The sequence below is a fragment of the Flavobacterium sp. GQ95 genome (assembly GCF_059758655.1).
On record NZ_JCAXEB010000053.1, the window covers coordinates 1 to 935 of the forward strand.

At 39.8% G+C, this 935-nt stretch carries 1 protein-coding gene; it reads left to right on the forward strand.

What is annotated here, in order from left to right; genetic code table 11:
* Positions 1-935: glycoside hydrolase family 97 catalytic domain-containing protein (locus tag AC6CH4_RS25890; RefSeq protein ID WP_498108207.1), on the forward strand; the 935-nt coding region annotated here is incomplete at both ends.

Sequence of the window (935 nt, forward strand, 5' to 3'; positions counted from 1 at the left end):
ATCTGGTGGGGAATGCACATCGGAAAATATACTTTTTGGGAAAGCGAAAAACAGGGAGCTACAACCAAACATGCCGAGGAATATATCGATTTTACGGCAAAAGAAGGATTCCATCATCTATTGATCGAAGGCTGGAACAAAGGCTGGACACCGGCCTGGTATGAGAACCATATGCACATGTTCAGTTTCACTAAAAGTGCAGACAATTTCGACATAGAAAAAGTGGTGGAATACGGAAAGAAAAAAGACGTTGAATTGATTGGTTATCACGAAACGGGTTCAAACCTGATCAATTACTTAAAACAAGTTGATGAAGGTTTTGCGTTGTACAAGAAACTAGGAATCCATTCGGTTAAAATTGGCCACGTAGGTTCTAAACTAAACATGAAAGAAATGCACTTCGGACAATTTGGAGTGAATTATTTCAGATACATTTTAGAAAAAGCAGCGCAATATGATTTAGCAGTTTTATATCACGAATCGATAAAAGATACCGGAGAAAGAAGAACTTTCCCGAACATGGTTTCGAGAGAAGCGGCACGTGGACAAGAGTATAATGCGTGGAGTGAAGGAAATCCGCCAAACCACTTGACGATTATTCCATTTACCAGATTACTTTCAGGACCAATGGATTTTACACCGGGAATCTTTGATGTTGAGGTAAAACAAGGATATCCTGGAAAAAGAGTGCACGGAACGGCGGCACAGCAATTGGCATTGTATGTAACGATTTATGCTCCAATTCAGATGATGGCCGATTTGCCTGAAAATTACGAAGGAAAACCAGCTTTACAATTCTTAAAAGATGTTCCAACAGACTGGGAAGACACAAAAGTATTGGAAGGAAAAATTGGTGAATATATCACAACAGTTCGTAAAGACAGAAACAGCGCTGATTGGTATTTGGGAACGATCACGAACGAAAAGGCAAGAGA